The sequence below is a fragment of the Pseudoalteromonas sp. APAL1 genome (assembly GCF_021532475.1).
GTDB lineage: Bacteria > Pseudomonadota > Gammaproteobacteria > Enterobacterales > Alteromonadaceae > Pseudoalteromonas > Pseudoalteromonas lipolytica_C.
The window spans coordinates 1-24,335 of the sequence record NZ_JAKGAW010000048.1; the positions used below are offsets into that span (position 1 = coordinate 1).

Annotated in this window: 24 protein-coding genes and 2 pseudogenes; 6 read left to right on the top strand and 20 right to left on the bottom strand. The window is 39.9% G+C overall.

Annotated features, from left to right (window positions below):
* Nucleotides 1–198: pseudogene (locus L1264_RS17810) on the top strand (hypothetical protein); the annotation flags it as partial.
* A 72-nt stretch (nt 199–270) separates the two neighbouring features.
* Here the strand turns inward: L1264_RS17810 and L1264_RS17815 are convergent.
* From L1264_RS17815 to L1264_RS17845, 7 genes are all read right to left on the bottom strand, one after another.
* On the bottom strand, nt 271–2,763 hold the full coding sequence (locus tag L1264_RS17815) for a prolyl oligopeptidase family serine peptidase (RefSeq protein WP_199526518.1): 2,493 nt from the start codon (nt 2,761–2,763) through the stop codon (nt 271–273).
* 105 nt (nt 2,764–2,868) lie between these two features.
* Nucleotides 2,869–4,032 carry an endonuclease/exonuclease/phosphatase family protein gene (locus L1264_RS17820; protein ID WP_199526519.1) on the bottom strand — a complete coding sequence of 388 codons (1,164 nt, stop codon included), beginning with the start codon at nt 4,030–4,032 and terminating at the stop codon, nt 2,869–2,871.
* The gene (locus tag L1264_RS17825) at nt 4,029–4,961 is read right to left on the bottom strand and encodes a YeiH family protein (protein WP_199526520.1); all 933 of its coding nucleotides are present in this window, start codon (nt 4,959–4,961) and stop codon (nt 4,029–4,031) included. Before L1264_RS17825 ends, L1264_RS17820 begins: the two co-directional genes overlap by 4 nt.
* Complete coding sequence (locus L1264_RS17830) at nt 4,958–5,188, bottom strand: DUF2798 domain-containing protein (RefSeq protein WP_135924483.1); 231 nt, start codon at nt 5,186–5,188, stop codon at nt 4,958–4,960. The genes L1264_RS17825 and L1264_RS17830 overlap by 4 nt, the downstream gene beginning before the upstream one ends.
* Before the next feature lie 153 nt (nt 5,189–5,341).
* Nucleotides 5,342–6,490: a 5-(carboxyamino)imidazole ribonucleotide synthase gene (locus tag L1264_RS17835; protein WP_199526521.1), complete on the bottom strand. Its 1,149-nt coding sequence runs from the start codon at nt 6,488–6,490 to the stop codon at nt 5,342–5,344.
* A 1-nt stretch (nt 6,491) separates the two neighbouring features.
* Complete coding sequence (purE, locus tag L1264_RS17840; RefSeq protein ID WP_138556934.1) at nt 6,492–6,974, bottom strand: 5-(carboxyamino)imidazole ribonucleotide mutase; 483 nt, start codon at nt 6,972–6,974, stop codon at nt 6,492–6,494.
* Nucleotides 6,975–7,384: 410 nt separating this feature from the next.
* On the bottom strand, nt 7,385–8,971 hold the full coding sequence (locus L1264_RS17845) for an ABC-F family ATPase (protein WP_235404332.1): 1,587 nt from the start codon (nt 8,969–8,971) through the stop codon (nt 7,385–7,387).
* A 221-nt stretch (nt 8,972–9,192) separates the two neighbouring features.
* On the opposite strand from L1264_RS17845, the gene L1264_RS17850 reads away from it, so the two are divergent.
* Nucleotides 9,193–9,711, top strand: coding sequence for a TetR/AcrR family transcriptional regulator (locus tag L1264_RS17850; RefSeq protein WP_138556933.1), 519 nt, complete (start codon nt 9,193–9,195; stop codon nt 9,709–9,711).
* A gap of 170 nt (nt 9,712–9,881) precedes the next feature.
* Nucleotides 9,882–11,093, top strand: a complete 1,212-nt coding sequence (locus L1264_RS17855) for a porin (protein ID WP_199526522.1) — start codon at nt 9,882–9,884, stop codon at nt 11,091–11,093.
* Between the two features lie 631 nt (nt 11,094–11,724).
* Here L1264_RS17855 and L1264_RS17860 read toward each other — a convergent pair.
* From L1264_RS17860 to L1264_RS17875, 4 genes and pseudogenes are all read right to left on the bottom strand, one after another.
* Entirely contained in the window at nt 11,725–12,042 is a 318-nt protein-coding gene (locus L1264_RS17860) for an antibiotic biosynthesis monooxygenase family protein (protein WP_199526619.1), read from the bottom strand.
* A pseudogene (locus L1264_RS17865) lies at nt 12,042–12,451 on the bottom strand (GFA family protein). The gene L1264_RS17860 and the pseudogene L1264_RS17865 overlap by 1 nt, the downstream one beginning before the upstream one ends.
* Nucleotides 12,452–12,472: 21 nt before the next feature.
* Nucleotides 12,473–12,904, bottom strand: a complete 432-nt coding sequence (locus L1264_RS17870) for a DUF3859 domain-containing protein (protein ID WP_135924463.1) — start codon at nt 12,902–12,904, stop codon at nt 12,473–12,475.
* 83 nt (nt 12,905–12,987) lie between these two features.
* Complete coding sequence (locus L1264_RS17875; protein WP_199526523.1) at nt 12,988–13,500, bottom strand: GNAT family N-acetyltransferase; 513 nt, start codon at nt 13,498–13,500, stop codon at nt 12,988–12,990.
* 46 nt (nt 13,501–13,546) lie between these two features.
* Between L1264_RS17875 and L1264_RS17880 the strand changes: the two genes are divergently transcribed.
* Nucleotides 13,547–13,750, top strand: a complete 204-nt coding sequence (locus L1264_RS17880; RefSeq protein WP_054561447.1) for a hypothetical protein — start codon at nt 13,547–13,549, stop codon at nt 13,748–13,750.
* 38 nt (nt 13,751–13,788) lie between these two features.
* Here L1264_RS17880 and htpX read toward each other — a convergent pair whose 3' ends face one another.
* From htpX to bioB, 5 genes are all read right to left on the bottom strand, one after another.
* Nucleotides 13,789–14,649: a protease HtpX gene (gene htpX, locus L1264_RS17885; protein WP_138556927.1), complete on the bottom strand. Its 861-nt coding sequence runs from the start codon at nt 14,647–14,649 to the stop codon at nt 13,789–13,791.
* A 174-nt stretch (nt 14,650–14,823) separates the two neighbouring features.
* Nucleotides 14,824–15,507 carry a dethiobiotin synthase gene (bioD, locus tag L1264_RS17890; protein ID WP_235404328.1) on the bottom strand — a complete coding sequence of 228 codons (684 nt, stop codon included), beginning with the start codon at nt 15,505–15,507 and terminating at the stop codon, nt 14,824–14,826.
* Between the two features lie 13 nt (nt 15,508–15,520).
* On the bottom strand, nt 15,521–16,312 hold the full coding sequence (locus tag L1264_RS17895; protein WP_199526525.1) for a methyltransferase domain-containing protein: 792 nt from the start codon (nt 16,310–16,312) through the stop codon (nt 15,521–15,523).
* Nucleotides 16,309–17,442 carry an aminotransferase class I/II-fold pyridoxal phosphate-dependent enzyme gene (locus L1264_RS17900; protein WP_199526526.1) on the bottom strand — a complete coding sequence of 378 codons (1,134 nt, stop codon included), beginning with the start codon at nt 17,440–17,442 and terminating at the stop codon, nt 16,309–16,311. The genes L1264_RS17895 and L1264_RS17900 overlap by 4 nt, the downstream gene beginning before the upstream one ends.
* 7 nt (nt 17,443–17,449) lie before the next feature.
* The gene (gene bioB / locus L1264_RS17905; RefSeq protein ID WP_199526527.1) at nt 17,450–18,490 is read right to left on the bottom strand and encodes a biotin synthase BioB; all 1,041 of its coding nucleotides are present in this window, start codon (nt 18,488–18,490) and stop codon (nt 17,450–17,452) included.
* A gap of 98 nt (nt 18,491–18,588) precedes the next feature.
* Here bioB and bioA point away from each other — a divergent pair, with 98 nt between their 5' ends.
* Nucleotides 18,589–19,881, top strand: a complete 1,293-nt coding sequence (gene bioA / locus L1264_RS17910) for an adenosylmethionine--8-amino-7-oxononanoate transaminase (protein WP_199526528.1) — start codon at nt 18,589–18,591, stop codon at nt 19,879–19,881.
* A gap of 45 nt (nt 19,882–19,926) precedes the next feature.
* On the opposite strand, the gene L1264_RS17915 is transcribed toward bioA, so the two are convergent.
* Entirely contained in the window at nt 19,927–20,361 is a 435-nt protein-coding gene (locus L1264_RS17915) for an AAA family ATPase (protein WP_135924440.1), read from the bottom strand.
* 272 nt (nt 20,362–20,633) lie between these two features.
* On the opposite strand from L1264_RS17915, the gene asnS reads away from it, so the two are divergent.
* Nucleotides 20,634–22,031 (top strand): asparagine--tRNA ligase, encoded by a 1,398-nt coding sequence (gene asnS, locus L1264_RS17920; protein ID WP_135924437.1) that lies wholly within the window; start codon nt 20,634–20,636, stop codon nt 22,029–22,031.
* Between the two features lie 43 nt (nt 22,032–22,074).
* Here asnS and L1264_RS17925 read toward each other — a convergent pair whose 3' ends face one another.
* From L1264_RS17925 to L1264_RS17935, 3 genes are all read right to left on the bottom strand, one after another.
* Nucleotides 22,075–22,392 carry a DUF2845 domain-containing protein gene (locus tag L1264_RS17925; RefSeq protein WP_138556921.1) on the bottom strand — a complete coding sequence of 106 codons (318 nt, stop codon included), beginning with the start codon at nt 22,390–22,392 and terminating at the stop codon, nt 22,075–22,077.
* 250 nt (nt 22,393–22,642) lie between these two features.
* Nucleotides 22,643–23,569: an electron transfer flavoprotein subunit alpha/FixB family protein gene (locus tag L1264_RS17930; RefSeq protein WP_105180853.1), complete on the bottom strand. Its 927-nt coding sequence runs from the start codon at nt 23,567–23,569 to the stop codon at nt 22,643–22,645.
* Entirely contained in the window at nt 23,570–24,319 is a 750-nt protein-coding gene (locus L1264_RS17935) for an electron transfer flavoprotein subunit beta/FixA family protein (protein ID WP_119851781.1), read from the bottom strand.
* Nucleotides 24,320–24,335: the final 16 nt, after the last annotated feature.

Sequence of the window (24,335 nt, forward strand, 5' to 3'; positions counted from 1 at the left end):
GGAGCTTTTGGAACTGCTAACCATTATGTGTATTTAAAGTGCCCTGCTTCGTTTAACCGCTATGAATTGGAGTTAATAGCCAATCTATCATGGATGAGAGACTATAAAATGAGTTTAGAGGGTGATAATTTAATTTTTGAAAACGACTCAATGGAAGGTAAGACAGTACTTGATGTGAGTGAATTTTACTGCAAATAACCCTATAAAGATAAATTCTATTACAAACAAAAACAGCCACTTAAAGTGGCTGTTTTTCATTTACGCAATTAATTAAAGTGTTTCTTTAAACAACTTATAAATACGACGATATTCATCTAACCAGCTTGATGGTTGTACAAAACCATGCGGCTCAACTGGGAAGATAGCTGTTTCAAAGTTTTCTTTTTCAAGTTCAATTAAGCGCTGTACTAAGCGTACTGAGTCTTGGAAGAATACATTGTCATCAACCATAGGCGCGTTAATTAATAAATGGCTCTTCAGACCTTCAGCAAAGTAAATTGGTGAGCTCTTTTCATAGGCAATTGGATCAACATCTGGGTGGTTTAAGATGTTAGACGTATAAGGGCCATTATAGTGAGCCCAATCAGTTACCGGACGAAGTGCAGCACCTGCTTTGAATAAATCAGGTTGTGTGAATAGCGCCATAAACGTCATGAAACCACCGTAAGAGCCACCATAGGTGCCTACAGCTTGTGTATCAACGTTTGCGTTATCTGCCATCCAGCTTACGCCGTCTGCTAAATCTTGGATTTCAGGTGTACCCATTTGACGGTAAATAGCTGTACGCCAATCACGGCCGTAACCTTTTGATGCACGGTAGTCCATGTCCATTACTACGTAGCCTTCTGAAGCCAGTAGTGAGTGGAACATAAACTCGCGGAAGTAACCAGACCAACCCATGTGTGAGTTTTGTAGGTAACCAGCACCGTGGTTAAAGATAACCGCTTTACGGTTTTTACCTGTTTCGCCTTCTTTATAATCAGCTGGGTAATATACTTTTGCGTAAATTGGCTGATCAGTGTGGCTTGAAGGCACAGCAACAATCTTAGGTGCGATCAGTTTCTTCGCTAAAAACTCATCAGAAACCGTGTGCGTTAATTGAGTTGCTTGGGTATTTGCTTTTGCATCAGCAACATAAAGCTCAGGCGGCGACATAATTTTTGAGTGAGTTAGCAATAGTTTGCTTTCATCTGGGCTTAACTGGTAATCAGTCATACCATCAAGGTTGGTTACTTGCTCAGATTCACCGTTTGCAGGGTTTACACGATAGATTTCGTAAAGACCTGGGTGCTCAACGTTCGCTTTGTAGTAAATCGCTGAGTTATCATCCGTTAACGTTAAGTTTGAAACAACAAATTGGCCTTTAGTTAGCTGCGTTGCTTTACCATTAAGTGGCTTTTTATAAATGTGGCTGTAACCAGACTCTTCAGATAAGTAGTAAAGTGTGTCTGAGTTGTTCAACCAGCCAAAATCGTTGTATGCATAGTTAACCCATGCATCGTCATGCAGACGGTGCTGTGAAACAAGTTTGTTGTTTTGTGTATCAACAGTGGCTAACCAACGATCTTTGTTGTCCCATGCTTCAAGCATAAGTGCCACTTGTGAACCATCTGTGTTCCATTGGATTGCACTTTGGTCCCAACCCCAATCCATCATTAGATTGATGGCTCGCGGTGCTTTTTCAGACTTGTAAGTTTTGCCTTCGCGGGCGTAGTTTTCTTTTTTAACAGCCGCAAGTACGTCTTCATCAAAGCCAGGTAAGGTATCGAATGCAAGGGTTGTTTGCTCGCCTGATTTAAGGTCGATGTAGATAACATCTGAGCTGATTGGTTTTTCATCAGCAACACGACGACGTACTTTCTCAGCCTTTACACGTGCATCATCGGCAATGTAATTAGGCATGATATCGCCTTCGTCACGCCATGAACGGTTTTCTGTGGTTACTGCAACGAGTGCTTGGCCATTTGGTGAAAGCTGAACATCTGCTAAACGTTTGCCTTTACCTAAGTAAAACTGTGCATTAGCAATGCTGTCGTTTTGTTCGTTGATTTGTGCTTTACGCTCTTCACGATCTTTTTTGTTTTTGTGAGTCAGCGCAATGTAATCAATTAGTTTGTGCTGTTCTTTTGCAATGTAAGTGTCAGGCTCTTGTACACCTTTAGGTGCATCGTCTAGGTGTAAGTTTACTAATTCAACTTGACGACCCGTTGCTAAATCAACTTTATAAAATGCATTACCTTGACGAAAAGCAAGGCTACCATCAGTTAAAAACTGTGGTTTTGATTGCTGTGCGCTATCGTGAGTAATTTGAGTAATTTGCCCAGTGCTTAAGTTTTTAACGAAGATATTACCTTCAAATGCATAAGCCTGTTGCTTTTTATCTGCTGAATAAACAGCATTTTTAGCGCCTACAGTGTGTAGTTTATTTAACGCTAATTGTGATGCAGATTGGCTGTTAATTGCTTGAACGTATAAATCACGTAACTCATTGCCCTGTTGCTTTTGTGCATAAACGATGCTGTTAGAATCACCGTTCCAGAAAGCACGCTCAGGCTGACGACCTAACCAATCAGGGTGAGCCATTGCTTGCTCTAACGTGATTTCAGCGGAACCTGTGTCAGCAGGAGTAACAACAACGGGTGCTACATTGGTAACTTGTTCTTCAGAAGGCGTTGAGGCGGTTGATTGACAACCAGCTAGCATAAAGCTAGATGCGACTGCGAGAGCCACTAACGTTTTATTAGCAGTGGTTTTGAAATTCATAGTGCTTCTTTAGGGTAATTATAATTCGCCTTATTTAAGCAGAAGCACTGATGAAATAGCAATTTTTATAGGATAAACAGCCAAACTTTTCCGTTTAATAACAGCTTATTTCAATGTGATATCAAGCCATACCATACGATGATCAGAAGAGGCATTGCGATCCTCAATTAATCTGAATAACTCAGAGTTTTCTGTTGGCCAAAATACTCCGCCGTCATTTATTTCAATACCATAATTAGATGGCAGTACGTAATCGGCTCTGGCTTGCCAATAAGCGGTATAGTTTTTAGCATAATCTTCTTTATAAGATTCTTTAGCGCCTTTGCTTGTTGGCGTAAAAGAGGTATTCACTAATGGGTTTTTTAAAATCTGGTCTGTAGTATTTGGACGTGCCTTGCCCCCTTCTGGCGCAGCATTTAAATCACCAACAATTACAAAGCGGCTGTTCGCTTTTAAGCCTCCTTTTTGGCCTTTATCATCGTAAATGTAGTTAGCATTGTTGATGTAATCAGCAATTAAGCGCACTTCATCGTGGTTACGCTTACCGTTGCGGTCTTCTGGGCCATCGAATACTGGCGGCGTAGGGTGCGACGCAAGTAAATGAACTGTTTTGCCTTTTATATCAATAGGTAAGTCCCAAAATGATTTAGAGCTTAGGTGAATCGCTTGCCATTCTTCAGGAGAATACCAATCATTACCTGTTTTGGGGTCGATGGGCATTTGTGCATTTGGCATATCTTTGTATTTGAATGTTTGTAATGTTCGCGCTTTATCTAAATCAATAGGGTAGCGAGAAAGTACAGCCATTGCATAATGCCCTTCAAAGAAGCCAAAGCCGTGTGCGTCACCTTTGTAATGCCCCTTTACACCATCGTTATCTAAGTCAAATTCGGTAGGTAAACCGGTGTTGACTGGTGCGATAAAGTAATATGGGTAATCGATGGCAACCTGCTTATTTTGCGATACCTGCAGGTAGTTTTTACGAAATACGTTAATGCCTTTATCAGCATCAATATAGTCAAACTCATTAAGTAAAATAACATCAGGTCTTACTCGCTGAATTATTTCGGCAATGTTGCGAATTTGCTGGTGGTTGCTCGCTAATGCTTTGCTTAAAGCATCTTTATCAATAGCTTCGCCTTTTTTAGCATAGTTAGTTGCATCCATACTCACGTTAAAGGTAGCAACACGTAAATCTGCAGCCACTGCATTGTTAGCAAATACACCTACAGCCAGGGCTAAAGAGGAAGTTAATAAAGCGTTTTTCATGAAATAAATCCGTCTACTATAAGTAGTAAAATAATACTGCTGACAATGATCCATAAGATCATCGCCATGATAAAAGGTTTAATGCCTGCTTGTTTTAAGACTGAAATAGATAAGCCACTACCAATCAAAAATAAGGTCATTACCAAAATTTGTTTAGCACCAACATTGAGTGCATGCCAAAGTGTTTGATACTCAGGAAAGCTTGAATTAATCAGTGCAGCTGCTAAAAAACCAAATATAAACAATGGGATACTGGCTTTTTCATCTGATTTCCAAAACACACCCGCGATGCTTGTATAAGGTATGATCCACATTGCTCTGGTTAGTTTAATGGTTGTTGCAATAGCAAGTGCTGATGCGCCATAAGCAGCGGAAGCCCCCACTACACTACTGGTATCGTGAATCGCAAGTGCCGCCCAAACACCAAATTGCTGTTCAGTTAGGCCAAAATAATGGCCAATCATCGGGAACAACACTAAGCCAAGAGCGTTTAATAAAAACACCACAGCGAGTGATATCGCCACTTCGTGATCTTTGGCTTTAATCACCGGGGCCATAGCTGCAATTGCGCTGCCACCACAAATTGCTGTACCAAATGAGATAAGTACACCGGTGTTTTTATTTAACTTAAATAACTGAGATAAAATTTCGCCAAGACCAATAATCGCGGTAATACTGACAATTGTAAGCACAATAGAACTGCGCCCTACTTCTATTACTTGATTAAAATCAACAGCAAAGCCTAAGCCAATAACCGCTAACTTTAGCATCCATTTACTAAATTTTTGTGACTGAGCTGCAAATGGATTGCCTAAATTCATGGCAAATAGTGCACCGACTATAAGTGCCGTAGCAGAACCAACAAATGGCAAAGCAGATGCTAAAAAAAGCGTAATAAAAAGAAATTGTTTTGGGCGTTCAGCTATCACAACGGCACTCTGATTAGTTTGTTGGTTAATTTATGTACCAGAGGTGCGACAACAATAACGGTAGGAAATGCCACACAAAAAGCAAAAGCCCACGCTTTAAGCCAAATGGTTGTAATGTTATCGATTAAACCAACGTTAAAAATGCTGATCACTAAAGACATAAATCCAGACATAAACAGCGCCATAAAAAAGGCAAACACGACTGTTCTAAATCGAGGATGTAACATAACAAGCTAATATTAATATAAAAATATTAGTCTATAGGAAGAAAAACCTGACGCAAGTGCTTTGAGACAAGAGGTACAAAATTAGCGAAGTTTGCGCGTAAGGCCAAAAATTAAAAAGCCGAGATAAACTCGGCTTTTAAGAATTTAAACTGATTAGTTTAAAATAAGTTGGGTGCTGGTAGCAGCTACACCTGGGTAATCATGCTCTGGCAATATTTCAGCAAGTGCTGCTAATCGCTCACCTAATTGGTGAAGATTATTAGCAGATACGTTGATATGTCCCATTTTACGGCCTGGTTTAGCCGTTTTACCATACCAGTGGCTTGTAACATCTTGAGTAGCAAGTACTGAGTGTGGAATTGAAGGCTGTCCTAACACGTTGATCATAGCAGTAGGTCGAAGCAATTCTGTACTGCCTAATGGTAAACCTGCAACAGCGCGCATGTGGTTTTCGAACTGAGAGCAATGCGTGCCCTGCTGTGTCCAGTGACCAGAGTTATGAACTCGCGGCGCAATTTCGTTTACTAATAACGTACCTTGAACATCAAAAAACTCAATTGCTAATACACCCACATAATCAAGTTCATTTGCTAGCTTGTTAAACGCCAGCTCAGCTTGTTCTTGAATTGCAGCTTTTTCTTTACCTGCAACTGAAAGTGTAAGCACACCGTTAGTGTGTTGGTTTTCAGTTAATGGGTAAATTACTGTGTTACCTGCTTTGTCGCGTGCACCGATGATAGATACTTCGCGGTCAAATGGGATCATCTTCTCAGCAATAATAGAATGCGGTGCACTGTCGGTACCAGATGCAATGAAATCTGCCATTTCAGACCAGATTTGGTCAATTTGATCATCTGATTTTAAGCGCCACTGGCCTTTACCGTCGTAACCCGCTTGGCAAGTTTTGATCACAAGTGGCTTACCTAAACGCTCTACCGCAGCAATAAGATGTGCTTTTTCGGTAATTAGCTGATAAGGCGCGCACTCAACATTTGTTTTATCAAGTAATGCTTTTTCAAGTGCACGATCGCCACCTGTTTTAATCGCCGCTTTACCCGGGTAAAACTTGTTGCTTTGACAGCACAGTGTTAGTACATCATCAGGAATGTGTTCAAACTCTGCTGTAATTGCGTCTGCGCTATCAATAGCTTGTTGTAATGTACTGTTATGAACTTCACCGGTTAATGGGTGAATGATTTTTTCACTACCCACATCGTAGGCAACAACATTTAAATCAAGGGGTGCGCCCGCTAAGCTCATCATTCGAGCTAACTGACCCGCACCTAAAATTAGAATATTCATATTACTCTGCAGGATTAGGGTTAGCTAAGATAGTGTCTGTTTGTTCTTTACGGAATGCTTCAACTTTTGCGAAAATTTCTGGCTGTTGGCAACCTAAAATTTGTGCAGCTAAAAGGCCTGCATTTGCTGCGCCCGCTTCACCAATAGCAAGAGTACCTACCGCAACACCTTTAGGCATTTGGCAAATAGATAATAACGAATCTACACCATTAAGAGTTTTAGATTTAACGGGTACACCTAAAACTGGTAGTGATGTAAAGGCCGCTGCCATACCTGGTAAGTGCGCAGCACCACCGGCACCTGCAATAATAATTTTAATGCCGCGCTCAGCTGCAGTGCTTGCATAGTCGGCAAGTAATTGAGGGGTACGGTGAGCAGAAACAACTTTAGTCTCGTATTCAATGCCGAATTTTTCAAGCATTAACGCCGCATGTTCCATCGTTGGCCAGTCTGATTTGGAACCCATAATAATGCCAACAGTCATAAATACACCTCAGTAAATTGTTTTCTAAAAAGCGGACTTTTGTCCTTATTTTGTGGCGGGTATTATATACCCAAACCATCTCAAGATGCGAGTTTCAGTTGGAATTAAAAGCGATTTAGGCAAGGCATTGATTGCAAATAATAGTGGTTCTATTGTTAAAATCAAAAACGCAGTATAAATCGCTTTTAAACCAACCCTTTGGGCGTTTTACAGGCACTTACTCTCATCGTTGTTACTTCTTAAAAGGGACTGCCATTCCTACAAAGTAACGCCTTGATATTAAGCACCTGTGAAACGCTGAATTCTGCATCTTGAGGCGGCTTGGGTATATACCCAAACCATCTCAAGATGCGACTCTAGAAGCACAAAAAAGCCATGACATGCATGGCTTTTAATCACTCATAAACGAATTAAGCTTCTTTACTTGCTAGATACTCAGTATACGTACCCTTAAAGTCGATAACTTTGCCGTCTTTGATTTCCCAAATGCGGTTAGCAAGTGATGATACGAATTGTCTATCGTGTGATACGAATAATAAAGTTCCTTCGTATGCTTCAAGTGCTAAGTTAAGCGCTTCGATAGATTCCATATCCATGTGGTTGGTTGGCTCATCCATTAATAAGATGTTTGGTTTATGCATCATAATTTTGCCAAACAACATACGGCCTTGCTCACCACCTGAAATCACTTTTACTGACTTTTTAATGTCGTTTTGTGAAAACAGCATTCTACCTAAGAAACTACGAACAACTTGCTCGTCGTCGCCTTCTTGTTGCCATTGTTCCATCCACTGGAATAAGTTCATGTCTTGTTCGAACTCATCAGCATGGTCTTGCGCGTAATAACCAATATTAGCATTATCAGACCATTTAAATTCACCTTGTTTTGGTGCTAAGCGACCTGCAAGGGTATTTAATAATGTTGTTTTACCAACACCGTTCTCACCGATAATCGCAATACGCTCACCTACTTCAACTAAACCTTCAAGGCCACTGAAAAGCATCTCATCAAAACCTTGCGCTAAGTTAGTTAGCTCTAAGGCATTACGGAATAACTGCTTTTCTTGTTCAAAACGAATAAATGGGCTTTGACGAGAAGACGCTTTAACTTCTTCAAGCTGAATTTTATCGATTTGTTTAGCACGTGATGTTGCTTGTTTTGCTTTTGAAGCATTTGCAGAGAAGCGAGATACGAACTGCTGTAGTTCTGCAATTTGGCTTTTCTTCTTCGCATTTTCGCTCAGTAAACGCTCGCGGGCTTGTGTTGCAGCAAACATATATTCATCGTAATTACCTGGGTAAATACGAAGCTCGCCATAATCGATGTCAGCCATGTGCGTACATACTGAGTTTAAAAAGTGACGGTCGTGCGAAATGATGATCATGGTGCAGTCGCGTTGGTTTAACACGTCTTCTAACCACTTGATGGTGTAAATATCCAAGTTATTGGTAGGCTCATCAAGTAGCATGATATCTGGATCAGAAAACAGCACTTGTGCAAGTAACACACGCAGTTTAAAACCCGGTGCGATTTCAGACATAGGACCGTAGTGTTGCTCTGTACCGATGCCTACACCAATCAGTAGCTCACCGGCTTTAGCTTCTGCTGAGTAACCATCCATCTCTGCAAACTCAGTTTCAAGATCAGCTACTCGCATACCGTCTTCTTCGCTCATTTCTGGTAAGCTATAAATACGATCACGTTCTTTTTTTACTTCCCACAGCTCTTTATGACCCATGATAACTGTATCGATCACAGAAAACTCTTCATAAGCAAACTGATCTTGATTTAGTTTAGCAATACGCTCGTTTGGATCTGTACTGACATTACCTGAAGGTGGCTCAAGTTCACCACTTAGGATTTTCATGAAGGTTGATTTACCACAGCCATTCGCACCGATTAAACCATAACGGTTTCCATCGCCAAATTTTGCTGAAATATTTTCGAATAAAGGTTTAGCACCAAATTGCATGGTGATATTAGCTGTACTAATGATAGCGGTACCCTCCAGCGGGTAAAAAGTAAAAACAAATCTGCATGCAATTTTAAACTAAAGCCGCTTTGCACGCCATGATAGTTTAAATAAATCAACTCAGTAGTTTTACAAAATGACATACAGCACCTATGCTGAACTGCACATAAAATGAGCACGCTCACAAACGAATGTGAGCGCGCTCACTTTTTAAATAATCATTATAAAACAAGGAGTTTGTTAGCATGAGAAATAATAACACAGAACAGCGAATTTTAGATGCTGCTTGGTCATTATTCGAAAAAGAAGGGTTTTCTGACACCTCTACTAGACAAATTTCGGCGGCCAGTAATATTGCTGTGGGTACTTTATTTAATTATTTTCCAGATAAAGTTGCTATTTTAGAGGGCTGCTTAGAAAACAGATTTGCAGAAGTGTTGGAGCATGCTAAAGAAACAGACATCCACCGCCCTGCCCGTTTAAAAATAAGCCACTATGCACAGTATTTTTATCAATTCTATTGTACACACCATCAGTTTTACAAACCTCTTTTCAGCGATCGCTTGTTTAGTGAGTCGTTTCAGGAGCAGCACATAAGATTGATGGAATCATTAATATTTGCCGATCAACCGCATTTTAATAAAGTTAAAGCGGCCATTCTACTAGACTGCTATTTTATGACCTTATTGCACGGTTTATGCTCAGACAAACCCAATACAAAAGATATGCTAAAAACATTAAGTCAAAAGGTGTCCATTTTTTAGCTACACTAACTTATTGATAATTCAGTATAGTGAACTCAAAATGAATAAATATTCCACAAAACTGATATCTTTGTTGATTTTTTTTCACTTTTTACCCTATTTTAGCTCTGATAATCTCCTACTTTTGCAAAATAACACTTATTAGGGACGATGTATAAACAAGGATTTCTATGAAAAGAACTTACATAGCAACATTAATCGCAAGTATGAGCATGGTCACAATTAACAGTCATGCTATTGAGATATATAAAGATGATAAAAACAGTGTCACTGTTGGTGGCTTTATTGATGCCAGAGTGATCAGCACTCAAGGTGAGACTGAAATTGTAAATGGTGTATCCCGTATAAATTTGGATTTTAAACGCCAGCTAAAAAATGAATGGCAAGCCTTGGCATTCCTAGAGTGGGGAGTGAACCCTGTAGGTAATAGTGACATTGTTTACAATAATCGCTTTGAAACTGTGCAAGACGAGTTTTTATACAACCGTTTAGGTTATGTTGGTGTAAAACACGAAAAATATGGACGAATTACTGTAGGTAAGCAATGGGGTGCTTGGTATGACGTAGTTTATAACACAAACTACAGCCTAGTATGGGATGGCAATGCTGCTGGGGTCTACACCTACAATAAAGATGATGGAGCAGTAAATGGTACTGGTCGAGGCGATAAAGTACTGCAGTATCGTAACAACTGGGGAAATGTCCATATAGCATTGCAAACGCAATTAAAATCAGATGACTTTTATACCTGCGATATCGCCGATATTTCGCGTGCATCATGTCAGGCATTATGGGATCAAGGTAATAATGCTGCTCAGAAAGTTGAGTTTAATTCAACTTATGGTGCTGCCCTCTCCTACTATGCAACTGATGAACTGAAATTTACCGCAGGTGTAAACCGAGGCCAATTTGAGATTCTGTATGCTGGCGGGCGAAAACAATCAGTAACAGATCTAATTTATGGTGTGGGTATGACCTATGGTGATTTTAATAAACCTGGTTGGTATGCATCAGCGAATATAAATAAAAATGAAAACCATGATACTGATAATTTAGGTCGGTTAATTAAAGAAGCTGTCGGTTCTGAATCGTTAGTCAGTTACCGTTTCAATAACGATATTCGCACTTTCTTAGCCTACAACATATTTGATGCTGGTGACGATTACGTGATTCAACCAAACTTTAATGCTGATCCTAATGATGTATTTAAACGACAATTTGCTGTTTTAGGTTTGCACTACTTTTTGGGCGATGACACTATTTTATACATCGAAGCACGTAAAGATTTTAGTGACTTTTCAAGTAATGATGCTGAGCAAGAAGCACAGATGTCACAAACCGAAGATGATGGTATTGCCATCGGATTTAATTACACATTGTAATTGCATTTAAATAAAGCCCACTTTAGTGGGCTTTTATATATTCTAATTAATGTACTGCATACACATTTCCCTTTTGTCGCAATAACAACTAATAAGCGCTAATACTTAACAATCATCAAACTAAAAGACATCAAAATTCGTGGTTGTTATGTCTCAAAAGCTCAAGCTAATTCTACTTTCATCAATTTCTAGTGTTTCGTTTATGCTCTTTTACTGGCTAACTCATGTAAGAGCATCGGATATCGTATTAGGTATTAGCTCTGATTTATTTGCTGGTTTAGTAATGGGATTTGCTATCAGTATGATGCTAGTGACATTGAGAACATTTAAATTTAACAAGCATTGAGCGTTTTTTGAAAACAAACGTTTACCCTTGTTTGGTCATCTTTTTTCGGCACTACAAAAGATAACAATAAATTTGCGAGCCATTGATATTTGAATTCTAGATAGGAAAAGAGGATTTACATTATTCTGAATAAACAAATATTTTGATCATTTCAATTTATTACATGAGTAAATTATCCCCCTTTACACACCCACTTTGTATATTAGAAAGCTCAAATTATTGGTTATGCAGAGGTTTTAATAAGGCCAAATACAGTATGATGTGTTCTTATATAGCGAATTATTACTACATTGAATACTCACGATCTACTTTTGCAATGCGCGTTGTAAAAGCGCTGTACCATTTGTCTTTACCAAGTTGTTGGGCATTTAAGTGCTCTACGTTTTGTTTCCAGGCTTTAATTGATTCTAAGCTTTGCCAATACGACACAGTAATACCTAATCCATCACGAGCAGACTCCATGCCTAAATACCCAGGTTGTTGTTCTGCGAGCTCCACCATTCTATTCGCCACCTCTTCATAACCAGCGGTATCGTCAGATAAGATATTCGTAAAGATTACGGCGTAATAAGGCGGTTTTGGTGTATTCGCTATCTTGGCTATTACTTCCCTCTACTAGGTTCAAAGCCATCATAGCATGGGATTTCTGTGTTAAACGTATCCCAGTTTGCTTTAGAGCTCACAAAATTATGGCTTATCGGACGTTCGTTTATATCACTATCTAATAAACCTAGGCGAATACGTAAGCGGCTTGGGTCATCTTTATTTTCGCTATAAACTGGGGTGCCACAGCTGCTACAAAAATAGCGAATTCTACCGGGTTTAAATTCAAACGCACTTAGATGCTGCCTGCCTTCTGTTAGGTAAAACCATCTCGTTGAATAAAGCCGTTGGTTGCGTAAGCTGTGCCAGAGTTTTTACGACACAACGAGCAATGACAATGAATAATTGAGTCTATACCACCAACAATCGTTACTTTTACTTTGCCGCACAAACAACTTCCTTTATACATAGTCCCTCACAAGGTTAAAGCTTAATAGCCGCGATGCTTCCAAAAATCAGTGGCAGTGCCTTCGGCTTCCTTTAATAAGTTAAAGGATTTATCGGCAATTATATGGCCATTTAACTCAATAGTCATGCGCCAAATACCTACTTTATTATCAACAGGTGCCCATATAGTATCACCTAAGTAAAACTGCCAATCGTTTGTTTTAACGTACTGTTCACCCTCAAACGGCGGCATAATATCGCCATCCTCATCGGGGATATCTGGGTGGTAAACGCAAAACTTAATTTTTTGTCCTTTGGCCTTTTTAATGTTAACAATAAAGCCAAATTCAATATCTAACTGTGCAGGAACGTCTGTTGTAAATTCGGTGATTTGAGGCAGGTCTTTCTCTTTTGCATCCCAATGACTGTAAATGCCGTAACTTTCAATACTGGTAATTGGTTTGGCTTTTGCCATAGTTGCAAGCGCTCCTTTTTAAAAAATGAGGCGCTATTTTATAGTAGCAACTCTAGCAGAACAAGATTGTACTATTATAGTAATTAGGTAACATATTTTATCCAGTGAGCGTCATGCTGTTGAAAGCCGCATTTTGTTAAAAGCTTAATACATGAACTATTATTTGGGTTAACTAAAGCTACAATAGTGTTTAGCGGCGCTGGTACAAAGGTTGTCAATTTTCCAAATAACATGGCTAATACCTTTTGCATTATCCCCTTGCCAAAGTATTGCGATGACAATTCAAATCCTAAAATACCCTGCCCGTTAATTATGTTAAATATGCCAACACTACCAATAACTTGGCCAGTACTTCGCAAAACGATAACCAACCGAATACCTTGTTGATTATAAAAACTCTCTATGTCGCCTTGAATAAAGTCGTAAACGTCACCTTTGGTTATGTCAGCACTGTAATCATTAAAAGATTGAACATGGGGATCTTTTAAAATATCCCAAATTGCTTGGCAATCTTTGTGTCGAATTGGGCGTAAGTCAAAGGCTAAGTCATTGTGGCTTGACACGGTAATTACTTCTTTTTCTTTATGAGCTGACATTATTGTCTTACTATAAGGGCAAATACAAGCAATTAGGTTAAGTTCGATGAGTGAAGAGTTTAAAGTAATTCAACCTACCACTACAGTGTATTGTAAAGAACGCGGCGAAGGCTGGACTTTAACAGGGATCACCAGCATTGATGAGCATACTTCTGTGATGTTCGATGGCGTAAGGTATACATTACCAGCCCGTGAAATTGTTGAGGTATTATTACCGCAACAGCTCGAGCGAGAGAAAAACCAACAATAAAAAAAGCCAGCATCAAGCTGGCTTTTTCGTGTTTAAAATTAGCGTAATGCGTTAATACGCTCATCAAGTGGTGGGTGCGATGAAAATAACTCAGCAACACCTTTACCGCTTGCAATACCAAACGCCATCATTGAACCTTCTAGTTGTGATGGGTGGTTTTGTTTTAAACGCTCAAGGGCGCTTCGCATTTTATCTGCACCTACTAGCTTAGCTGCACCCGCATCCGCAGAGAACTCGCGTTTACGGCTATAGTAAGCAACTATCATACTTGCTAGAACACCAAATAGCATTTGGAAAATCATATCGAACAAGAAGTATGTCCAGCTACTACCGCCCTCTTCTTCATCACTATTAAGGAAGTTATCAACAATACCTGCCAATACTTTCGCCATAAAGATAACAAATGTATTCACTACACCCTGAATAAGGGTAAGCGTTACCATGTCACCATTTGCAATGTGTGACACCTCATGAGCCAATACCGCCTCGGCTTGATCTTGGTTCATGTTGTGTAATAAACCTGTGCTCACAGCCACCAGCGAGTTGTTCTTACTTGGGCCGGTTGCAAATGCGTTCATTTCAGGGCTATCGTAAATAGCCACTTCTGGCATCGCGATACCTGCTTTTTTCGCTTGCGCTGCTACCGTCGAAACTAACCATTGTTCTGTTTCAGAACGAGGCTGTTCAATAACATGTGCACCGGTTGATTTTTTTGCCATCCATTTCGACATAAATAACGAAATAAACGAGCCACCAAAACCAAATACGGTTGAAATAACTAAAATGCCGCCTAAACTGCGATGGCTAATACCCAGTACGCTCATCACAATAGACAACACAATACCTAACACTAGCATTACCGCTAAGTTAGTCAGTAGAAACAAAAATACACGCTTCATAAAAACCTCAGAATAAACATACCAATTGTATTAACTAACGACATGGTTAAAAATCGTTAGTTAATAAAATTATCTGGGCGTACTACCAACTTAGTTTAGGGCTAATGCAATTGGTTGCAAGGAACTAATTGCAACCAATTGTGACAGAGTATGTCAAAAGTAACAACTCAATTATTATGGGTTCATAGATAAAATTTCAAGTAAGGTTTTGTAAATTTCTAATTTAGGGGTGCCGTCTGTATACGGACTAATCGCTAAAAGCGGGAAAGGTAATGCTGATTTTAGTGTTTCTAAATTGGCCTCTTGTTCACGCATGTTTGGGTCTACATGATTTGCTATCCAACCCACACAATTTACACCGAGCGCTTTAAAGTGAGAAGCTGTCAATAGTGCGTGATTAAGGCAACCAAGCTTCATGCCTACTACTAGAACAACATCAAGGTTTTGTGATTTAACCCAATCGCAGAGTAAATCGGTTTCGTTGATAGGTAAACACCAACCACCTGCACCTTCTGTAAGAATATAATCGGTATTGAGTTCTTTTAAGTTCGCATAAGCAGCATCAAGCTTATCAAATGTCAGCCTGTCCCCTACTTGGGCTGCAGCAATATGTGGTGCAATGGGTGGCTCATAGGTAAAGGGATTAACTATGTTATATTTAACCCCAATTGATGAGCTTTCCATTAAGGTTAATGCATCATCATTCACTAGTTGACCAAATGCTTCTTCTGCACCTGCTGCAATAGGTTTAAAACCAACCGCACGCTGTTTATGTTGCGCCAGTAAGTTTAATAATAAACTGGTGACATGGGTTTTTCCGGCATCGGTGTCTGTACCCGTGATAAAAAATTCTTTCATTTTTGAGTTAATTCTATTTTTCTAGTTCTAAAAGGACAACTTGATAGCTCACTCTAGCATGCCCATCAACCAGAGGGTATGCCTTACAAACACTATTAAGTGCCTGCCTCGTTAATAACCCTTGGCGTTTTTTCTTAGTTTGCAATGAGGTAGCACCAATCGCTTTTATCGAGCGCAGTGCTTCTAAGGGAGAATTATAGGCGTCTATATAACATCTATCGGCTGCAAAATTCAGTTTAAACCCCGCCAATTTTGCATACTCAATAATGTCACTAGCACTATGAAACTGATTAATATGGTTTTGCTCATCTAAACAAGCAAAAGCCTGTTTGATCTCTTTGAGCGATCCATCTACTACACAGCTTAAATAAAGCTTTCCGCCTAGTTTTAATGCACAAAAAAGGTTGTTGAGCAATGCTTCGATATCAGCAGACCATTGCATTGCAAAATTACTAAACACACAATCAAGGGAGTTTTGCTGTAATGGTAGGTTATCCATATCAGCACATACTTTTAAACAACTTGAGTTTTGCTCTGTGCTTAGCATGGAATGACTTAAATCCATTGCCATTACAGTATCAAAATGTGTTTTAAGTATTGCCGTGTTAACTAAAGGCCCAGCACCTAAATCAAGGCAAGTACCCTGCTGATGTTTACTTGCCATCATTTTAAATAAGTGCGCAGCCGCTTGTTTTTGAACATTAGCATGGCTCGCGTAATTTGCAGCCGCTTTTGAGAACTTAGTTTGTGTTGTTAGCTTATTACTGTCTTGAAAGCTTAAAGGTACTTGCAGTTGAACACTCATAAACACTCCACTAGCGAATCAACCAGCTGTTTTATATCATCTGGAAGATGTGCGCTACTTATGGTGATCCGAAGCCGTGCGGTATTAAAAGGTACCGTGGGCGGTCGAATAGCGGTTAACCATATGCCTTTTTCTTTAAGCTTATTAGCAACAGCAAGGGTGTGTTCTGCATCCCCTAATACCAGAGGTTGTATAGCTGTTTTAGATTCCATTAATGCTAAGTTACGCTCTTTGGCAAGCGCTCTAAAGTAGGCAATATTATCTGTAAGCTGAGAGCGTCTCTTATCTGCTTTTAGTAACTTTTCGAGTCGTTCAAGAGTACAACTAGCCATCAGCGGAGACATTGCTGTTGAATAAATGTATTCACGATTAAACTGCAGCATGTAATCAATCATTCGCTTTGATGCAAGCAGGCAAGCACCACTACTTGCCAGTGCCTTGCCAAAGGTGATGATCAGTAAATCTGGTTTGAAGGTTTCACAACTTCCTAAACCTTGCTCACCCAATACGCCAAAGCCATGGGCGTCGTCAATCATCAGCCAGGCATTGTATTGTTTAGCTAGTTTACAGAGTGCTTCAATGGGGGCTTGATCGCCATCCATCGAAAATACCCCCTCGCTTACTATGAGCTTATGCTTTGACTTTGATTTTTGTAACCGAGATTCTAAATGCTTAAGGTCGTTATGATTAAACCGCACCATGGCAGCACAAGAATGAAGGCCGCCATCAATTAAGCTGGCATGATTAAGCTTATCTTGGAAGATTGCCGATGATTGCGCCACGTTTTTATCTTGAAACAACGCTTTTAATACACTGCTATTAGCACTAAATCCGCTATTAAATAACATGGCGCTTTCATAGCCTAATAACTCGCATAAACGCTGCTCAAGCTGTTGCTGTGGTTTGTTATAACCATTCACTAGCGCTGAACTGTGGCTACCTAGTTGCTGCGCTTGTATTTCGATAAAATCATCTGCAAAACCAAGGTAGTCATTACTGGCAAAATTTAAATACTGTTTACCTGCAACCTGAATAAAGCGCCCGCTTGATTGCTCTACAAGTTGACGCTTTCTCAGTAATGCATCAGCTTTACGCTCAACAAGATGCTCGGCAATAAAATCAAAAGCCATTTAAATGTTACGCTTCGTAAAATAGTTCTGATGTTGCTTTATCAGCAACTTTTGATGAAAGTGATGCCTCTACTGCTTCATCAGAATAATCTTCACACCTTTCTGGGTTAATGCCTAATTTTTTAATCAGCATCATGTCAGCATCTGCTTCTGGGTTTTCTGTAGTCAGTAGTTTATCACCGTAGAAAATTGAATTAGCACCAGCAAAGAAACACATTGATTGCATTTGTTCATTCATCGCCGTGCGACCAGCAGATAAACGGACATAGCTTTTTGGCATCATGATACGTGCGACAGCAATGGTACGAATAAACTCAAAATGATCTAAATCTTCAACATCTTCAAGTGGCGTGCCTTTTACCTTAACCAACATATTAATTGGCACACTCTCTGGCTGCTGCGGCAAATTAGCTAATTGCATTAATAAACCAAAACGGTCAGCTGCCTGCTCGCCCATACCAACAATACCACCAGAACACACTTTCATTCCGGCATCACGCACGTTATCTATGGTATTTAAACGGTCTTGGTAAGTACGAGTTGTAATAATCTGTTGGTAATATTCTGGTGATGTATCAAGGTTATGGTTGTAGTAATCAAGACCCGCGTCTTTTAAGGCATGGGCTTTTTCATTATCAAGCATGCCAAGGGTCATACAGGTTTCAAGCCCTAACTCTTTGACTTCTTTTACCATTTTCTCGATATATGGCATGTCACGATCTTTTGGATCAGACCAAGCGGCCCCCATACAAAAGCGCGTTGCACCCTTTTCTTTAGCTGCACGTGCTTGCTCTACCACTTTTTCAACTTCCATTAGGCGTTCACGCTCTAAATCCGTTTTATAATGACCAGACTGAGGACAATATTTACAGTCTTCTGGGCAAGCACCCGTTTTAATCGATAATAAAGTAGAAATTTGTACTTCATTTGGGTTGAAGTTTTCACGATGAACACTGGCCGCTTTGAATAATAAATCATTGAACGGCATTTCGAATAATGCTTTTACTTCTTGGTGGGTCCAATCGTGACGGACAACAGCGTGCTCCATAATAGTCTCTTTTTTTAAATTAATGGGACGGTATGATTGGCTAAGTCTACGAGTTGACGTAACATTGTCAACGAACAGGAGGCTATTAAAGTTTACATATGAACAAAAAACAATCTATAGATCTAAATTTTGACCGCGAACATATTTGGCACCCTTATACATCAATGACTAATCCTTTACCCGTTTATCCAGTAAGTCATGCTCGTGCTAACCGCATTTTTTTAGAAACGGGTGAAGTATTAATTGACGGAATGGCATCGTGGTGGAGTGCTATTCATGGTTATTGCCATCCGGTTTTAAATGAAGCAATAGCCACACAACTAAACAAAATGAGCCATGTTATGTTCGGTGGCCTAACACATCAGCCCGCTGTTGAACTGTGTAAAAAGCTCGTTAGTATGACGCCACCCTCACTTGAAAAAGTGTTCTTAGCCGACAGCGGTTCTGTCAGTGTTGAAGTAGCAATAAAAATGGCTCTTCAATACTGGCTGAGTAAAGGACATACTGGTAAACAAAAACTAATGACGCCGCTTAAGGGCTATCATGGTGACACCTTTGCTGCCATGAGTGTCTGCGACCCTGTAAATTCAATGCACAGTATGTACTCTGGTTTTTTACCTGAGCATGTTTTTGTTCCTGCTCCAAGTGCTAAGTTTAACGGTGAGTTTAGTTCTACAGAGGCTGAAAACCTAGAAAACTACTTTGCAGCTCACCACCAACACGTTGCGGCATTTATAATTGAACCCATTGTGCAAAATGCTGGGGGTATGAATTTTTACCATCCCGATTACTTAAAACATCTACGCATACTTTGCGATAAGTATGATGTTTTACTTATTTGTGATGAAATCGCCACAGGCTTTGGCCGCACAGGTACCTTGTTTGCTGTTGAGCACGCCGACATAGAACCAGACATTTTGTGTATTGGTAAAGCATTAACGGGTGGCATGATGACACTTTCTGCAACCTTAACCACCAGCAAAGTTGCTATTGGTATTAGTGAAGGTGAAGCCGGAGTGCTTATGCATGGCCCTACTTTTATGGGTAATCCATTAGCATGCGCAACTGCCTGCGCCAGTATTGATTTACTGCTCGAACAACCTTGGCAAGAACAAATAGCACATATTAACCATGTACTCACAGAGCAGCTTGCTAAATGCAAACAACTTGATGACGTAGCAGATGTTCGTACCCTAGGTGCAATTGGTGTTGTAGAGCTAAAACGTAATGTTGATGTGGCAAAAATTCAACGCTTTTTTATAGAGCAAGGTGTGTGGATCCGTCCATTCGGTAAACTTATTTACCTAATGCCACCTTATATAAGTGATCTGCAATGCCTAACGAAGTTATGTGATGCTATATTCGCAGCTATTGATCAACAGGCGTATTGATAAGCATTAAAAAAGGAAGCCAATGCTTCCTTTCTTATTCATACTTTACCATTCAAACATATACGCCATTTTACTTATGGTTCGTAAAGGAACATTGTGTTCACATCGTTTAGCATAAAGATGCTGCAATGATTTATCTTTAATCTCACCAACAATCACTTCTTTTACTTGATAACCAAGGGCTGTAGCCGCTTGCGCGTAGGCGATAAACTCCCACTTTTTAATATTGGTGTTATCAACAATTACCAATGGGATTTCTTCTGCTAAAGCATTAATAAACCGCGCAAGGTTCAAGTTGTGATACTCAGGAAGCTTGTATTTATCAAATTGATACACACCTTCGCTGTTATAAAAATAATCATCTGTTGCGCAAACGACATACTCACTTTCGTTACCAGCAACTAACTCATCAGCTAGGCTTTGCGCATAATATGATTTACCCGAGCCGGGTAAGCCGCGAAGAATAAAAACTTGTTTCATAGCACCTGTAATACAATAAAAAATAAAAACTAAAGGACAGTTATCCTGTTGAGAATTGTTAATAATGCCACAAAATAACCAATTAGCGCAGTGAGAAATTAAATTATCACGAATTTTACGCAAAAAACCGCTGTTATTTTGTTCAATTGAAGAAAAACTAGTAAAGAGTATGTCTGAATAGTTTTTTTATTTGATTTACGAAGGTAATATAGTCGATTCAAGTGCAATGCACAGCATTATTATATTAGGCAACTTATATCATTGGAGTGAAGATGAGCCATTTAGCGATTTCAGAGCTATTAGAAGGCAAGGTTGCGGTTGACAGCCAAGTAACAGTAAAAGGCTGGATCCGTACACGCCGCGATTCAAAAGCAGGAATTTCATTTTTAGCCGTTCATGACGGTTCGTGTTTTGATCCTATTCAAGCGGTAGTACCTAATTCACTCAATAATTATGATGAAGTAACACGTTTAACTGCTGGTTGTTCAGTATCCGTCACGGGTATTCTTGTGCCTTCAGCGGGTCAAGGTCAGTCTTTTGAAATTCAAGCTAACTCTGTTGAAGTATTAGGTTGGGTTGAGAATCCAGACACCTACCCTATGTCGGCTAAACGTCACAGCATTGAGTATTTACGTGAACACGCACACCTTCGCCCTCGTACTAACATTATGGGCGCGGTAACACGTGTACGTAACTGTTTAGCTCAAGCGATTCACCGTTTTTACCACGAGCAAGGTTTCTACTGGATCAGCACACCTATCATCACTGCAAGTGACTGTGAAGGCGCTGGTGAGATGTTCCGTGTATCAACTTTAGATATGGAAAACTTACCGCGTACAGATAAAGGTGAGATTGACTACAGTGAAGATTTCTTCGGTAAAGAAGCGTTCTTAACTGTATCTGGTCAGTTGAATGGCGAGACATACGCATCGGCAATGTCAAAAATCTATACTTTTGGCCCTACTTTCCGTGCTGAAAACTCAAACACATCTCGTCACTTAGCTGAGTTTTGGATGGTTGAACCTGAAGTTGCATTCGCAGATTTAGAAGACATCGCGAAACTTGCTGAAAACATGCTTAAATATGTTTTCAAAGCAGTATTAACTGAGCGTCGTGATGATATGGAATTCTTTGCACAACGTGTTGAGAAAACAGCTATCTCTCGTTTAGAAGAATTCGTGACTAAAGATTTCGCACAAGTTGATTACACTGATGCTATCGAAATTTTAAAAGCATGTGGTAAAAAGTTTGAGTTCCCTGTTGAATGGGGTGTGGATTTACAATCTGAGCACGAACGTTACCTTGCTGAAGAACACTTTAACGCGCCAGTAGTTATCAAAAACTACCCACGTGATATCAAAGCGTTCTACATGCGTCAAAACGAAGACGGTAAAACAGTGGCAGCGATGGACGTAGTTGCACCAGGTATTGGTGAAATCATCGGTGGTTCTCAACGTGAAGAACGACTAGATGTATTAGATAAGCGCTTAGAAGAAATGGGCTTAAACAAAGAAGACTACAGCTGGTACCGTGACCTACGTAAATACGGTACTGTACCTCACTCTGGTTTTGGTCTAGGTTTTGAGCGTTTAGTTGCTTATGTAACAGGTATGGGCAACGTTCGTGACGTTATCGCCTTCCCTCGTACTAAAGGCAGCGCGACATACTAATCAGTATCGCCTAGCAAATAAAAAGCCGCTCTCGAGCGGCTTTTTAGTTTTTCTTTTGTACAGATGTAATATCGACAACTCTATCTCCTTCAAAGGTGATAGATACTAAATACTCACCGCCAATTGAGCCTTTAAGCTTATAAGACCAAGTTTCTACCTTTTGACCTGGCTTTATATTACCGCCTGTATCAATACCTAAACTTTGCACGTCTTTGAGTAAGGGAGTGCCTAATTTATCTAAAACTTCAATTTTGCTCATGTCTTTAAGTACAAGATCTCCATCAGATAACCTAAAACTGCTGCCAGCAAAGGCTAGTAAAGGACAGAATAAAAAACATAAAAATAAAAGGTTTTTGAACATGGTTCTTGCCTTAAAATAACATTGAAATGTGATTCTGGATTATGAAGTTATAGTTTAATTTTAGAATGTAAAATCCCTTTAGCCAATATCCGAAAGGTTAGATGAAGCAAGCATGAAAACTTCTAAACTATCGGTTTATTGAAAAACGGTTTATGTATAACGTCCTTTCCAGCTCGTGTTTTTAAATTATCATAAAAAAAGCTGCGCACCTAAAAGGTGAACAGCTTTTAACAACCAGAATCGTTATGAATTACAGAGCGCTTTCAAGCTCAGGTAACACATCAAATAAATCAGCAACTAAACCATAGTCAGCGACTTGGAAAATTGGCGCATCAGGGTCTTTGTTGATGGCAACAATCACTTTAGAGTCTTTCATACCCGCTAAGTGTTGAATCGCACCACTGATACCTACAGCAATATATAAGTCTGGGGCAACAATTTTACCGGTTTGACCAACCTGCATATCGTTTGGCACAAAACCCGCATCAACAGCAGCGCGTGAAGCACCAATTGCTGCGCCTAGTTTGTCAGCAATACCATTCAATAACGCAAAGTTTTCACCATTTTGCATACCACGACCACCAGAAATAACCACAGGTGCAGCAGTCAGCTCTGGGCGTTCTGATTCAGTTTGTTCTTCTGATACAAACTCACTCAAACCAACAGAGCCTTTACCTGTAACGCTTGTTACAGCTACCGGTGCTTGCTCTGATGCAATATCAAAGCTACTAGCACGAACAGTGATTACTTTTTTGCTATCCAGAGATTTAACTGTGGCAATCGCATTACCTGCATAAATAGGACGTTTAAATGTATCAGCATCAATCACATCGATGATTTCAGAGATTTGCGCAACATCTAAAAGTGCTGCAACACGTGGCATAAAGTTTTTACCCGTTGTTGTAGCGCTCGCGACAATGTGTGAATAGTTATCTGCTAAAGATAAAACCAGATCCGCTAGGTTTTCAGCAAGCTGATGTGCGTAAGCGGCATCATCAGCAATCAGGACGCTGCTAACACCTGCAATAGATGCTGCTTGCTCACTCATTGCAGATAAGTTTTCGCCTGCAATGAGTAAATCTACATCAAAGCCTAGTTTAACAGCAGCAGTAATCGTTTTATTGGTTTCAGGCTTTAGAACACCTTTGTCGTGTTCGGCTATCACTAATGTTTTCATTTAGATCACCTTCGCTTCTGTTTTTAACTTTTCTACCAATGTCGCAACATCTTCAACGATAATGCCACCACTGCGTTTTTCTGGCTCGTTTACTTCAACCAGCTGCACGCGAGGCGTAAGGTCTACACCTAAGCTATCAGCAGCAATTACATCAAGTGGTTTACGTTTTGCCTTCATAATATTTGGCAATGAAGCGTAACGTGGTTCATTTAAACGTAAATCTGTCGTTACGATAGCAGGTAGTTTAAGAGCGACTGTTTGTAAACCACCGTCCACTTCACGCGTAACATTAACTGTACCCGCTTGTACATCTACTTTAGATGCAAAAGTACCTTGGCCACGACCTGTTAAAGCAGCAAGCATTTGACCGGTTTGATTGTTGTCAGAGTCAATCGATTGCTTACCTAAAATAACTAGCTCAGGTGATTCTTGCTCTACAATCTTGCTCAGTAATTTAGCAACATGTAAAGACTCGAGCTTTTCTTCTGTTTCAATATGAATGGCTTTATCGGCACCGAGTGCTAAGGCCGTACGTAATTGCTCTTGAGATGATTTATTACCAATAGTCACAGCAACAACCTCAGTGGCCGTCCCTGCTTCTTTTAAACGAATAGCTTCTTCAATTGCAATTTCACAAAACGGGTTCATCGCCATTTTTACATTAGCTAGATCAACATCCGTTTTATCGGCTTTAACGCGTGCTTTGACGTTGTAGTCAATTACTCTTTTAATTGGAACGAGGACTTTCATCGTGACTCCATCAATT